The sequence below is a fragment of the Microcystis sp. T1-4 genome (assembly GCF_000297435.1).
Taxonomy (GTDB): domain Bacteria; phylum Cyanobacteriota; class Cyanobacteriia; order Cyanobacteriales; family Microcystaceae; genus Microcystis.
This window is the reverse complement of sequence record NZ_CAIP01000407.1, coordinates 1-13401: the sequence shown is the minus strand read 5'-3', so window position 1 is coordinate 13401 and position 13401 is coordinate 1. Positions and strand designations below refer to the sequence as shown.

Here is a 13401-nt window from a genome sequence, read left to right as displayed (position 1 = left end):
GATAACTGATAACTGATAACTGATCACTGACTCCTAACCCTACTTAATTTAACTTCAGATCAAGAGCGATCGGACATTCCACTTTCGTTCCCCCTAAACCGCAGTAACCGCCGGGGTTTTTCGCTAAATATTGCTGATGATAAACTTCAGCATAATAAAATTCAGGTGCGTCGAGAATTTCCGTGGTAATCTGACCGTAGTTCGCTTTATTGAGAGCTTCTTGATAGATCGATCGAGATTTTTCCGCTAATTGCTTTTGCTGGGGACTATAGGTATAGATACCCGATCGATACTGAGTTCCCGTATCATTACCCTGACGCATTCCTTGGGTGGGATTATGACTTTCCCAGAAAACCTTTAACAGTTGTTCGTAGGAAATCACACTGGGATCATAGACCACTAAGACCACTTCATTATGCCCAGTCATGCCGCTACACACTTCCTGATAGGTGGGATTAGGGGTGATACCAGCCGCATAACCCACGGCCGTGGTGTAAACACCTTCTAATTGCCAAAATTTGCGCTCTGCTCCCCAAAAACAGCCTAAACCGAACATTGCACTTTCCATACCGCCAGGGAAGGGGGGCTGCAAAGGATGACCGTTAACGTAGTGGCCGCTAGGTACGGGCATTTTTTCCGATCGCCCGGGTAGTGCTTCCCTTGCTGTGGGCAAAGTTACTTTTTTTCCGAATCCGAATAACACCATAATTAAGAATTTGTCCAGAAAGTTTTACCTTACTTTACATTGTCGCTTAATTTTGGCGATTTCAGTGATCGGTGATCAGAACCGAGGCTGCAGATCAATTTTTGTCAATCTACTGATACCATTTTTCTAAAGTAATGGCAGAGATGGTTAATTTCCCTTCCCCCCAACCCCGGTCCGGCGAAGGGAAGAGGCGAGTAGGATGCCTGCCACGAATAAAGAAAAATGCTATCAGCCAATTACTTTGAGAGTTAAGCAGTAAGCGTTGAGGTTGTTGGGTTTCGCTTTTTCAATTGAATTAATACGTTTTCTCCCAAGTATTGTTTCGCTCAAACCAACCTACGAGGCTGCTCCCTAATTAGATTTAATTGGGCTAACCTACTTCCCAATTGTGTTAGCATCAGAGATAAGTATAAAACAGCCGAACGATTAAAGCGGGACTATTGGCTCTATGTGGTGTTTAACTGTGGGATGATGTCGGAAGTTTATGTCATTCGAGATGCGGTTACGCTAGGACGGCAACCTGTTACAAGCATTGAACATTATCAGCTTGGACTAGAGGCAATTCTACGGCAGGATGAACGGGAATGAAGATCAGCAAAATTCAGATTAAAAATTTTAAGTCTTTTCAAGATGTTACCGTAGATTTAGATCCTGATTTTAATGTCTTTACTGGGGTTAATAATTCAGGAAAAACCAATTTGCTAGAGGCGATCGCTCTTTGGCATGAGTGTTTTAACTTCTTGTTATACCAAGCAATTCGTGCTAAACCTGAACGTTATCGAGCGGGGCATTATGTTTTTAAAGATACTCAGTATTTACTTTACACAGATGTAAAAACGGTTCGTAGTTCTAATATTGATGACTTATTTTATCAGTGCGATAAAAGTCAAAAAATTGAATTAATTTTTATCTTTCAAGACATATATTCTGAGCAAAGACCAAACCCATTATTAAAGATTGGTTTTTCAATTACAAATTCCCATGGCAACAGCTACAAGCTAGAATTTTTAAATCGTCAAGATTTTGATTTTTTTCAGTTTAACCAACTATTTCATAATTTTCCTAAAGCAATTGGCTGTTCTTTTGCTTCTCCTGTTGCAACGATTAGAGCAGACGAAAGATTTTTAACTACTCCGCAGGTACTAGAAGCAATTCAAAAGCGAGAATCGGTTGAAGTCATTCGTAATCGTCTATACACTCTTCATAGTGATCAAGCAGATCCTCAATTGTATGAGAGATTTAAGCGCGATTTGTCGTATATTCTCTTTGATAGCCCTAGTGCAGAGGTTAGCTTTTTTACTTCTAGTGATTTTCGGGATGATGTCAAAGTTATTATTAATTACAAAATTGATAATCGTGATATAGAAAAAGATATTTCTTTACTGGGAAGTGGGACAATACAGATTATTGTAATTTTATTAAATTTATATTCTTTTGGGCAAAGAAATGATCTCAATTTGATTCTTTTTGATGAGCCTGATAGTCATATTCATCGTGACATACAGAGTCGGCTAATCAATACACTGCTTAGATTCTCTGAGACAACACAAATTTTTTTAACAACTCATAATGAAAGTTTAATTCGACAGGTTTCTTTACATCAATTATTTCATCTGGAAAATAGACCTCAATATAATTATAATGCTTTATCTCGACAAGAACTTCCCGTAGAGCCACGCTTTAAAGGAATTTATCCCTCTGCGCTAAATCCTATTATTAGTTCTTTAGGGAATAGTAATGGTTTAGATTTTATTAATGCCGTTGAAGCGGATAAAATCATTTTTGTCGAAGGTCAGGATGATGCAAAAGCAATTTATACGTTATTACAAAAGAATACTATTGGTATAAATACAAAAAAATATTCTTTCTGGGTGATGGGTGGAGTCTCTCAAATTTTTAAGGATTTACCTAGTTATAAAAAGATTTTTCAGTTAATTAAAAATCAGCAGAATTTATGGCAAAAATCTGTATTGATTTTTGATAGAGATTTCTTAAATGACGACCATAAAAATCTAATTATAAATAATTTAAATAATCGGTTTAATTTGCCAACTTATATCCCAAGTGCATATACGTTTGAATCTATTTTATTTACAGATTTTGATAAATTAGGTAGGTTACTTTTTCTGTGGTTAAGTCACCAGCAAAATTCGATTTCAGTGGATGCCGGAAGTCTTGCTCAAGGTCTTAAACAAGCCTATCTGAACTATATGAATCCCAAATTACAGCAATTACTCAATGATGATGAGGCATTTGAACAAATCATCTATCAATGCCGCTCTATTCGGGATAAGCTTAAGAGTGATGATATGTTGGGTACAAATGATAGGTCAATTCCAGAAAATGATGTTCAATTATCAACTGCTTATCGCAACTATTTCAATCAAATTTTGAATACACGGGATTTTTACAAGTATGCCAAAAAAGATGACGTTCAAGCAATTATCAATCAGGTGATCAGCCCTCATAATATAGAGTTCAATATTGAGCAAGATTTTATTTCATTACTCAATCTTGTTGATCGCTCGACTTGGTTTAATGAGTGGGATTTTTTAACGAGATTGTAGAATTTTAACCATGATGACCTACCCTAAACGACTGATCAAAGTTGACTTACCCGTTAAGGGAATTTCTGCCCATGCGCGGCGGTAAAAATCGATTCGTCATGGGTATATTTCTACACTTCATAGCGCAGCTTGACGGTGGGAGTATGTCAATGAATTGGCTAAACAAACTGATTACTGGTCACTGTTCACTGAAAAAAGCTCCGTCGCTGCCGGTTCAAATTAACCAAAGTGAGGCATAAGAGTTAAAACTCCCAAGTCTAAATCTTTACTATCGATCGATTTTGCCTCGTAGAGGGCTAACATATCGTTTAATTGGGGATTACCGCAGGAGGAACCAGTTACCCCCATGGCAACAATCAAACCACAATAACCCTCGGTATTTTTGATGCGTTTTTGCCAATTGCGGCGAGCATTACGGTGGTCGGGATCATCTTGCTCGAATTCCCCAAACAGATAGAGATCACCATTAGCCATTTTCAGAATGCCGAGATCATAACGGGTATCTTCGAGGGGATCTTCGCCGGGGTTAAAACCAATGGCCTCCAAACCGCCAGCTTGTTGGATTTTTTCGATCAGTTCCTTGGCTTTCGGTCGGGAGGTCTGGATCATCACCACGGGGAAACCCTCTCCTTTTGTCGGTACGGATTGGGGTTGATAATGGATTTTCGGCCGATTGCGAATTTTATCCAATAATTGCCAGGGAACCATTCCCAGACTCAGATGTGCATTATCAGGGACGAGATTCTCCTTGAGTACGGATTCTTCCTCATCATCATCCTCATCATCATCCTCATCGTCGTCGTCCTCCTCTAAGAGTTGCATAAATTCCGCACATAGATCGGGCATCGTGGCCACCGTCACGGCCACAGTTTCCCCTTTTGCCTGTTCGGGATCGAGGGGAATGCGAAAACGACGCTGTAATTCTCCGATCGGTTCTTCGGATAAAGCGGATTGATTGCCTTTAAAAAAGCGCAACAGAGCCATTAAAGCTAAATATACCGTGATTGCTTCTTCTTCATCCAAATAGGGGCGAATACCTTCGTAGGGATGCACGCTGCCGAAAACTGGATGGATTTGGGAAGGGGCGACCGAGGCCAGATCGTAGTCATCCTCATCATCGTCCTCGTCATCATCGGCCAATTCGTAGCTTAAAAACCAGCAATCTTGGGAAAGAAAGGCTTTTTCTAGTCTTTCCATCGATTTTTCTTCTAAAGCGGCCTGCCGGAATTGTTTGAGGGATTCCAGGGAACGATAGAGAATGACTCCGTATTCCCGACCGAGCATTCCCATGACACAGGCGTAAAGATTCGGGAAATCGGGGCGATCGAGCTTAATTTGCAAAATATCGTAATCAGCTAAACAGGACCAGGGTTCAGCTTTCCAAATTTCGTGAGCGGTTTTCACTAAAGCGGACTGCCAAGCGAGGGGAATTGCCGGGGGGCGGTTATTTTGGAATTCCTCGAATCCGCGAAAGAGATCATCGATCAGGGGCAAATTGGGGACATAATCGATGGTGATATCGAGATCTTGCAGTACCCCGCGCAGAAAAAACTGTGTTTCTCGATCGCGGACGATAATTTTTTTCGGTCTGGCTGGCCGGGCGGGGTTTTGGGGTGTTTCGATGGCGCGGATTAAGGTTCTCACCATGGCCTCGGGCCCGGTTTCGGGGGAAACTACTTCCATAGCGCGTACACAGCCCTCGCTGCCATCCACCCAGATCACGCACTCGCCACCGCTTTCTTGATTTGGTTCTAGGGTAGCCCGGGGCATCCTCTCGGATAAGGATAAAGCACGACGATCTCCTTCCCAAACGCTGGGAATTTGTGGGATTTTTTTGAGGCGGCTTTGGGTCGTCCGGGGCAGAAGATTCATCGGGAAATTTAGGGGTAGCTGTGTTAGGATTTTAACCTTTTCTTTTCAAGGATTCCATAGAATCATTCTATCGATTTAGTCGATAACTTGATAAATAAACCGGAAACCTGACCAAGTTCCCAGATCAAAGGCGTATTCATCAATGACACTGCCAGAACTATCCATTTTTAGACCTAAATCTAATTTTAGATCGCTCCAGAAAGCTCTGGCTATTTCTAGGGGGTTAGTCAGGGTGAGCAGTTGGGTTGCTTCTCCCTTGAGGCTTTGAGTGGCATTGAGAAGGGTTAAGGTGTTGGGGAAAGGATGGCGACTGAAGATCAGGAGATGTTCTCTGATGCCCTTGGCTTGACTAATTTTCCAATGTTCTTGGCGGTCATTGGGGATGGTGGCCTTGGTTTTGGCCGCCACGACAAAGGGGGCTAATGGGCTGGAATTGCTGAAATTATCTGGGTTTTCCGGACGGGAACAGTATAAAAGCGGTTGGCGATCGCTGTCGAGGACAAGGATCAGTGCGTAGAGGGGTTGTTCTTCTTGATTCTCGATTTGATAGCGAATTTCCGTACCGACGGGCAGAATTAAGTCATTTTTAGCGGTATTATTCCCCCTGCTACCCGCGATTTTTTGGGTTTGTAGCGTGGAGATATAGGTTTGATCGAGGCTTTCCAGGGTGACGATGACGGCTAAACCGGAGGATTCTTGATTGATCAACAAGTGCCACAATTTGCAGGCCAGCAGGGTTTCTAGTTGCGATTGCAGTCGTTTGATTCCCGATTTAATTGCTTCGTTGGCCGCCCCTAAACTACCGATAATTAGGGAGCCATTGGGAGATAATAGTTGATAATTGCCAGTTTCTTCGCTACCAACTCGACTTAAGAGACAATCTACCGTTTGTTCACCAATGTTAACCACGGCGGCCACATCGGGCAAACTGGCAAAGGTACTGGTGGCATCTACCCGTTCAATCCGGGTTAAGTTACTATCCAAACCGACGATTAAGCCGATTTGACTGGGAAAAACCCGCAATTTTTCCTCTAGAATCTGTCCTATTTCTAGGGAGGCGGTTGCTGATAATAACTGGGCTTTGGCTTTTAAACCCTGACGGGAGAGAATTTTTAGGCTGATTTCCTGCCCAGTCGCCTCAATAAAGCTCAAACAGGAGTTAATCCCGTAATTTTCTAGGATTTCTAAGGGCAGGCCGACCAGATTGACTTCTAGGGTGCGTTCATCAATAAGATTTGTAACAATTGCTGCGCCCCCCCTTGACTTTTCTGGCTGTATATGATATGGCGGCGCAGAATTATTTTTTTGATTACTGGTTAGGATTGCCGGCTGCTGTTGTTGACTGCTGTGACTAGCGACAAGATTACGGAGATGGGGAAAAGCGATCGCAATTGTCGGACTGGGGCAAGCTTGCCAGAGATACTGGGTGAGATCATAGGTGAATAAGCCAGCATTGGGGCTATTACCGCTCAATTCCAGGGCGATTTGCTCCGGTTTAGCGGCAGCGAGAATAACGCCGTTACTAGGCTTATTTTTGAGGTTAAAACGGGTTTTAATATCGGTAGCGAAAGTTAATTCGGCGGGGTTAAGATCAGTAAGGCTTTCGGGATAGGAACGAACGCGGAGATTACCGAGATAGGGCTGAGGTTGGGGGAGATGACTACTATCAAAAATCAAGCTAAACTTATCCGTAGCTAGACAGCGAGCCATCAGCAGGATATTTTCCTTGATTAAAGCATTTTCTGCCCCATCAGCAGTAATAAAAACCTCTTTTCCGGCCCCAAGACTGCCATAACCGCTAAAGTGAAAAATTACCACATCCCCCAACCTGGCTTGGGCGATCAAATGTTCTAAAAAAGCCGCTTCGATCGCTTCTCCACTGGCTTTTTTTCCCGTTAAAGTCACTATATCAGCATCCTGAAAGCCAAAACGATAACGGAGAAGGTCTTTTTGTAACTCCACATCGGTAAGACAGCCGGGCAGCGGCGGAATATTCGCCCCATACTGGTCAATACCGACTAAAAGAGCCAATTTTCGGGGATTAGGGGCGGCGAGAGCGGCCAAATGACGGTTAACTGTCCCTTGACTAATCGCCAAAGTCAGCAACCCCCAACCTGTCTGCTGGACAAATTCTCGCCTAGTTATGTTCATGATCCTTGCATAGCCCGGATTAATTCGGCAGCCACTTCTGGACGGGAGAATTCCGGAGGTGGTAATTCTCCTTTGCGCAGCAGTTCCCGGACTTTCGTTCCCGAAAGGTGGATTCTTTCTTCCGGTAAACTGGGGCTAGTTTTGGTGGTTGCCATTCCCGAAGTGCGGGTACAGTAGAAAGCGTGTTCAAACTTCATTGGCACGATTCCCAATTCCCCCGGCTCGAACTCATCAAAGATATACTGAGCATCGTAGGTTCCGTAGTAGTCACCGACTCCGGCATGGTCACGACCGACGATAAAATGGGTACAACCGTAGTTTTTACGGATAATAGCGTGGAAAATTGCTTCCCGGGGGCCGGCGTAACGCATAGCTGAGGGGTTGATAGCTAGAATAACGCGATCTTGGGGAAAGTATTTATCCATCATGATCTCATAGCAACGCATCCGCACATCGGCCGGCACATCATCGCTTTTGGTAGCGCCGACAAGGGGATGCAAGAATAAACCATCTACCACTTCTAGGGCGCATTTTTGAATATATTCGTGGGCCCGGTGGATGGGATTACGGGTTTGGAAACCGACAATCGTTTTCCAAGCTTTTTCGTGGAACATCTGGCGCGATTGTAGAGGATCGATCTGATATTTGGGAAACTGAGGATGAGGATCGCGCTGAAGTAACCAAATCGGACCTGCGAGGTTAATTTCTCCCTGTTCGTAGAGGACTTTTACCCCGGGGTGTTTCTGGTCGTCGGTACGATAGACGTTAACTGCTTCGTGGGCTTTATTATAACGGTATTTTTGGGTTAGTTCTAGGACTCCGACAAAGTTGCCTTCGCTGTCATCTAAACGAATCCAGTTGCCTTCTTTGAGGGGATCCGCCACTTCTTCGCTAACGGAAAGAGTCACGGGAATTGCCCAGGGTAAACCATTGATTAGACGCATATCATCGACGACTTTTTCGTAGTCGTCCTGTTCCATAAAGCCTTTGAGGGGACTGAAACCACCGATAGCAATCATAACTAAATCCGAGAGCGCTCGTTCATCTAAGGAAACTCGCGGTAGTTTTTCAGCTAGGGCCAGAAATTCGGCTTTTTCGGCAGCGGTAGCAATACGATTAATTAATTGCCCACCGTGGGGCGCGATTCCTTCGGTCAGTACAGTCATAAAAATTTCTTTACATTGTCACGGTTTATCCTATCAGAAGTTGGTTAACCCTTAATCAAGGGGTTGGGTCCGGCGATGATTTTCCCGTTGGAACAGTTTACAATAAGATTTGTAAAGAATTATCAATAATTATGAGCGAAAAAGTTGTCCTGATTGTCGGTGCTACGGGGGGGATCGGTGCCACTTTAGCCCGTAAACTAGCTGTTAATGGTCATAAACTCGTATTAGTGGCCAGAAATGCCGATAATTTATCTAATTTAGCTGGTGAGTTGTCTTGTCCCTCGTTAATTGTGCCGACGGATATCACCAATCCCACTCAGGTGGAAACTTTGATGGCAAAAATTGTCTCCCATTACGGCCGGTTGGATGTGTTGGTTAATGCGGCCGGAGCCGGTGTGATGAAACAATATAATAAAATCACGCCGGAAGATTTAGATAAAATGCTCGACCTCAATCTGAAGGGGAGTTTTTATACCTGTCAGGCTGCCGCTAATGTGATGAAGGAAAATAAAGCCGGTCATATCTGTAATGTGGTGGGAATTTTAGGTAAGCATTCTATGGCTATGGCTGCCGCTTATTGTGCTTCTAAGTACGGGGTGGTCGGTTTTAGTAAATGTTTGGCCGATGAGTTAAAACGCTATGGTATTAAAATGACTTTATTCTATTTTGGTGGTGTCGATACTCCTTTTTGGGATCAGGTGAGCTTAAAAGTTGATCGCACTAAAATGTTAACCGCTCAAACCGCCGCCGATGCTATCTATTTTGCCATGAATGCTGAACCCCAAGCCGTCCCCATGGAAATTAATATTCAACCCGATAGTCATCTCTTTTTTTAATCCTCAGGAGTCAGGAGTCAGGAGTCAGGAGTCAGGAGTCAGTTATCAGTTATCAGTTATCAGTTATCAGTGTTCAGATTTGAGTTGTCAGTCAATAGCATTAAGTGGCAAGTTCGGAGTTTTATTTTCAATGTTTACTGCTCACTGAAAAAAACCTTTTTTTGACTTTATCTATGTTTGTTGATCATATTCATTTTTATGTAGAATCGGCCAAAAAATGGCGGGATTGGTTTGTGCGGGTGATGGATTTTCAGGCGATCGCAAGTTTAGTTAATCTCCACACACACACGGAAATAGTCGGCAATGGCATCCAAAAAGATAAAACTAAACAGATTATTTTTATCTTATCTTCTCCCTTAAATTCCCTTAGTCCCGTGGCGGAATTTTTAGGTAAATATCCTGAAGGGGTGGCGGATGTAGCTTTTCAAGTGGAGGATTTAGACACTTTAGCTAGGAGAATTAAACAGGATATTTTTATTGAGGAAACTGTTTTGGCTAGGGGTAAGATAAAAAGCTGTCAAATCTCTAGCATTGCTGATCTCAAACATACGTTAATTGAAAGGCAGGGAATCACGCCAATTTTAGCCGATCCTCATCTGATTCAATACGATAGTCAGCAACAATATAATCAGGATATTCTGGCAATTGATCACTTAGTTTTAAATGTTTTTCAAGGGAATTTAGAGTTAACAGCCAATTGGTATGAGGAAAATTTAGGCTTTAAAAAAAGGCAAACTTTTACTATTAAAACGGAGCGTTCTGGTCTTTATTCTCAGGTACTTGTTTACCCGAAAACTGAATTAAAATTACCGATTAATGAGCCAGATAGTAACAGTTCTCAAATACAAGAATTTTTAGATATTAATCAAAAATCTGGCATTCAACACATTGCTTTAAAAACCGAAAATATTGTGAACTTAACTCAAAAATTAAGAGAAAAAAAGATAGAGTTTTTATCAGTTCCCGACAGTTATTATCAACAAATTAACTATCAAAAAAAAGATTTTAATATTGCTGATTGGGAATGGTCAGAAATTAAAAAAAAGGAAATTCTCATCGATTTTGAACAAAATAGTTATTCTCTCCAGGAAAAGCCAACTTTACTGCAAATTTTCACTAAACCAATTTTTTCCCAGCCGACTTTCTTTTTTGAATTAATCGAGCGACGTCATGCCGCTAGAGGTTTTGGAGAAGGCAACTTCCGGGCTTTATTTGAAGCGATCGAACGGGAACAAATACAGAGAGGAACTTTAGATTAGAGTCAGAAAAGCGATAATTTTTCCCATGAGACTATGAACGATAACGTAATTCAATCACATCTTTTTTGATCGTGACATCATAGGAACCAAAAAAAGTTTGTCCCAAGAGTCCTAACCCTTCCATTTGGGGAGAAATACCAACAATCTGATTAGATAAAGCCACCTCGCCCACTTTAACAGAATTAATGCGACCAAGATACACAGTAACGACACCGCCGGCGGTATGAGCGAGTACTTCCTTTTCCCGTTTGACTTTCATCGCTTTCGCCATGGCATCGGTGAGGACGATACCACTAGCTCCCGTATCAAAAAGCATTTCATAATAGTGACGGTTATTAAAAACTACCATCACCGTGGGAATGCCGTTAACCCGGCGTTGAATCGGTAGCTGATAAACTTGCGGGGAATTTTTCCTATTTCTGGATGAACCGCCACAGAGACGGCTAAGATCTATGTGTTGTCCATCTGCTCTTTGGAGAAAGCATTCCGATTGAGCGAGAGTCGTAGGGGTGAAGGGAAATAACAGCAGGGTGCTGGACAATGCGATCGCAGAAATAGACCTATTCATGGGTTCAACAGAAGCAAAAAATAACTAAATCGAGAAGACTGACTCGGAAAAGAACGCTTCTAGCTCTAAAATTCCCCAAAAATGGGGGAAAATAACAGGAGTTTAACCCGGAGGCCAAGACATTGAGCGATCGCCTAAAAGATGGACATGAAGATGATCGACGGTTTGACCTCCATGTTCCCCATTATTGATCACTACTCGATAACCTTGACTTAATTTAGCTTCGGCGGCCACTTTTTTAACAGTTAGTAACAAATGTCCCAATAAATCGCGATCGCTGTCGCTGGCTTCCTCTAGTTTCGGAATCGGTTTTTTGGGGATAATGAGGATATGGGTGGGTGCTTGGGGATTAACATCTCGAAAAGCGAGAACCAGATCATCTTCATAGACGATCGAGGCAGGAATTTCTTTCCGGATAATTTTGCTAAAAATAGTCTCGCTCATAGACAAATTGCTTTTTTTTTAACTATACCATTAAGCTCTCAGCTTTTCTGGTTAGGTTATCCCCAGAAATAGGCTGATTTTCAGGGTAAATTCCCAGATAAAATCATTTTTATGCGGAAAACTAGCCTAACATCCTGTTTCATTTTCCTAAGAACTCACTTTATTTTTACTTGAGCCAAAATGTTAGCAAGGGTTTGGAGTGCGGCAATTATCGGCATCGATGCCATTAAAATCGGGGTAGAGGTGGATGTATCGGGGGGATTACCCGGAATTGCCGTGGTGGGTTTACCCGATACCGCCGTGCAGGAGTCGAAAGAAAGGGTAAAAGCTTCCCTAAAAAATGCCGGATTTGCCTTTCCCATCCGCAAAATTGTCATCAATTTAAGTCCCGCCGATATCCGCAAAGAGGGGCCGATTTATGATTTACCGATTAGTATCGGCATTTTAGGGGCTTCCGAACAGGTAGAAGCCGATTTATTGGGGGATTTTCTCTTTTTAGGTGAATTATCCCTCGATGGTAGTTTGCGTCCCGTGGCGGGGGTTTTACCGATTGCTGCCGCCGCCGAAAAAATGGGGATCAAGGGTTTAGTGGTTCCCGCCGATAATGCCAAAGAAGCAGCCGTGGTCAAAGGCGTACAAGTGTATGGGTTTCGTCATCTATCGGAAGTGGTAAATTTCTTAAATGAACCCGATCGCTATTCACCGATGACTTTTAACGCTGCCGAAGAATTTGGGCGATCGCGGGTAAATCTTCCCGATCTCAAGGATGTTAAAGGTCAAGCAATTGGCCGTCGGGCCCTGGAAATTGCCGCAGCTGGAGGTCATAACCTAATTTTTGTCGGGCCACCGGGTAGCGGTAAAACCATGTTAGCGCGACGTTTACCCGGAATTCTGCCCCAGCTTACCTTTGCCGAATCCCTAGAAGTCTCCCAGATTCATTCCGTCGCTGGATTACTGAAAGATCGAGGTTCTCTGGTGCGCGAGCGTCCTTTTCGCAGTCCCCATCACTCCGCTTCCGGAGCGGCGCTGGTGGGAGGTGGCACTTATCCCCGACCGGGGGAAATCTCCCTTTCCCACCGTGGTATTTTATTTTTGGACGAATTAACGGAATTTAAGCGCAGTGTCTTGGAATATCTCCGACAACCCCTAGAGGATGGTTATGTGAGCATTTCTCGCACTCGTCTTTCCGTCGCTTTTCCGGCCCGTTTTACCTTGGTGGCCAGTACCAATCCCTGTCCCTGTGGTTATTACGGTGATTCGGTGCAACCCTGCAGCTGTTCACCGCGACAACGGGAACAGTATTGGGCGAAATTATCGGGACCGCTTTTAGACCGTATTGACCTACAAGTGACGGTAAATCGCCTGAAACCAGAAGAAATGACCCAAGAGAGTCGGGGAGAAGCTTCTGAGCAGGTGCGGCAACGGGTAGAAGGGGCCCGACAAAAGGCCAGCGATCGCTTTCAGAATACGGGGATTCGCTCTAATGCGGAGATGAATTCCGAGCATTTGCGGCGTTTTTGCGCTCTTGATCATAGCAGTCGCCATATTTTAGAAGGGGCAATCCGAAAATTGGGTTTATCGGCCCGAGCAATGGATCGCATTCTCAAAGTTGCCCGCACCATTGCCGATTTAGGAGATAGTGAAATGCTGAAAAGTTCCCACGTTGCCGAAGCAATTCAGTATCGCACTCTTGATCGTTTAAGTTAGGGTTTGCGGCAAAAAGTTTGTTGGTGGGGTTAGGAGTCGGTCGTCAGGATTCAGGAGACAGTATTCAGGAGACAGGAGACAGTATTCAGGAGATAGGAGTCAGAAAGCAGGGCTCTTCTAGGTTC

11 protein-coding genes are annotated in these 13401 nt (G+C 43.4%); 5 read left to right on the top strand and 6 right to left on the bottom strand.

Annotated features, from left to right (window positions below; genetic code table 11):
• Positions 1–43: 43 nt before the first annotated feature.
• Complete coding sequence (gene msrA, locus MICAI_RS19260; RefSeq protein WP_008206109.1) at positions 44–706, bottom strand: peptide-methionine (S)-S-oxide reductase MsrA; 663 nt, start codon at positions 704–706, stop codon at positions 44–46.
• Between the two features lie 450 nt (positions 707–1156).
• On the opposite strand from msrA, the gene MICAI_RS27375 reads away from it, so the two are divergent.
• Both MICAI_RS27375 and MICAI_RS19255 read left to right on the top strand, forming a co-directional pair.
• On the top strand, positions 1157–1294 hold the full coding sequence (locus MICAI_RS27375) for a hypothetical protein (RefSeq protein WP_172969286.1): 138 nt from the start codon (positions 1157–1159) through the stop codon (positions 1292–1294).
• The gene (locus tag MICAI_RS19255) at positions 1291–3273 is read left to right on the top strand and encodes an ATP-dependent nuclease (RefSeq protein WP_008206106.1); all 1983 of its coding nucleotides are present in this window, start codon (positions 1291–1293) and stop codon (positions 3271–3273) included. The genes MICAI_RS27375 and MICAI_RS19255 overlap by 4 nt, the downstream gene beginning before the upstream one ends.
• A 219-nt stretch (positions 3274–3492) precedes the next feature.
• Here MICAI_RS19255 and MICAI_RS19250 read toward each other — a convergent pair whose 3' ends face one another.
• From MICAI_RS19250 to sat, 3 genes are all read right to left on the bottom strand, one after another.
• Positions 3493–5145 carry a DUF6930 domain-containing protein gene (locus tag MICAI_RS19250; RefSeq protein ID WP_008206104.1) on the bottom strand — a complete coding sequence of 551 codons (1653 nt, stop codon included), beginning with the start codon at positions 5143–5145 and terminating at the stop codon, positions 3493–3495.
• Positions 5146–5220: 75 nt separating this feature from the next.
• Positions 5221–7296, bottom strand: coding sequence for a caspase family protein (locus tag MICAI_RS19245; RefSeq protein WP_008206103.1), 2076 nt, complete (start codon positions 7294–7296; stop codon positions 5221–5223).
• On the bottom strand, positions 7293–8462 hold the full coding sequence (sat, locus tag MICAI_RS19240; RefSeq protein WP_008206101.1) for a sulfate adenylyltransferase: 1170 nt from the start codon (positions 8460–8462) through the stop codon (positions 7293–7295). The genes MICAI_RS19245 and sat overlap by 4 nt, the downstream gene beginning before the upstream one ends.
• A gap of 131 nt (positions 8463–8593) precedes the next feature.
• Between sat and MICAI_RS19235 the strand changes: the two genes are divergently transcribed.
• Positions 8594–9298, top strand: a complete 705-nt coding sequence (locus MICAI_RS19235) for an SDR family oxidoreductase (RefSeq protein ID WP_008206099.1) — start codon at positions 8594–8596, stop codon at positions 9296–9298.
• A gap of 173 nt (positions 9299–9471) precedes the next feature.
• Positions 9472–10557 (top strand): 4-hydroxyphenylpyruvate dioxygenase, encoded by a 1086-nt coding sequence (gene hppD / locus MICAI_RS19230; protein WP_008206097.1) that lies wholly within the window; start codon positions 9472–9474, stop codon positions 10555–10557.
• Between the two features lie 31 nt (positions 10558–10588).
• On the opposite strand, the gene MICAI_RS19225 is transcribed toward hppD, so the two are convergent.
• Positions 10589–11125 carry a retropepsin-like aspartic protease family protein gene (locus MICAI_RS19225; protein WP_008206095.1) on the bottom strand — a complete coding sequence of 179 codons (537 nt, stop codon included), beginning with the start codon at positions 11123–11125 and terminating at the stop codon, positions 10589–10591.
• Between the two features lie 102 nt (positions 11126–11227).
• The gene (locus MICAI_RS19220) at positions 11228–11569 is read right to left on the bottom strand and encodes a histidine triad nucleotide-binding protein (protein WP_008206093.1); all 342 of its coding nucleotides are present in this window, start codon (positions 11567–11569) and stop codon (positions 11228–11230) included.
• Positions 11570–11800: 231 nt separating this feature from the next.
• Here MICAI_RS19220 and MICAI_RS19215 point away from each other — a divergent pair, with 231 nt between their 5' ends.
• Positions 11801–13276 (top strand): YifB family Mg chelatase-like AAA ATPase, encoded by a 1476-nt coding sequence (locus MICAI_RS19215; protein ID WP_369751920.1) that lies wholly within the window; start codon positions 11801–11803, stop codon positions 13274–13276.
• Positions 13277–13401 lie beyond the last annotated feature (125 nt).

What these genes read in the sequence shown, in the direction of transcription:
- msrA (WP_008206109.1), bottom strand. Translation starts at nt 706, where the DNA reads ATGGTGTTATTCGGATTCGGAAAAAAAGTAACTTTGCCCACAGCAAGG.
- MICAI_RS19255 (WP_008206106.1), top strand. Translation starts at nt 1,291, where the DNA reads ATGAAGATCAGCAAAATTCAGATTAAAAATTTTAAGTCTTTTCAAGAT.
- MICAI_RS19250 (WP_008206104.1), bottom strand. Translation starts at nt 5,145, where the DNA reads ATGAATCTTCTGCCCCGGACGACCCAAAGCCGCCTCAAAAAAATCCCA.
- MICAI_RS19245 (WP_008206103.1), bottom strand. Translation starts at nt 7,296, where the DNA reads ATGAACATAACTAGGCGAGAATTTGTCCAGCAGACAGGTTGGGGGTTG.
- sat (WP_008206101.1), bottom strand. Translation starts at nt 8,462, where the DNA reads ATGACTGTACTGACCGAAGGAATCGCGCCCCACGGTGGGCAATTAATT.
- MICAI_RS19235 (WP_008206099.1), top strand. Translation starts at nt 8,594, where the DNA reads ATGAGCGAAAAAGTTGTCCTGATTGTCGGTGCTACGGGGGGGATCGGT.
- hppD (WP_008206097.1), top strand. Translation starts at nt 9,472, where the DNA reads ATGTTTGTTGATCATATTCATTTTTATGTAGAATCGGCCAAAAAATGG.
- MICAI_RS19225 (WP_008206095.1), bottom strand. Translation starts at nt 11,125, where the DNA reads ATGAATAGGTCTATTTCTGCGATCGCATTGTCCAGCACCCTGCTGTTA.
- MICAI_RS19220 (WP_008206093.1), bottom strand. Translation starts at nt 11,569, where the DNA reads ATGAGCGAGACTATTTTTAGCAAAATTATCCGGAAAGAAATTCCTGCC.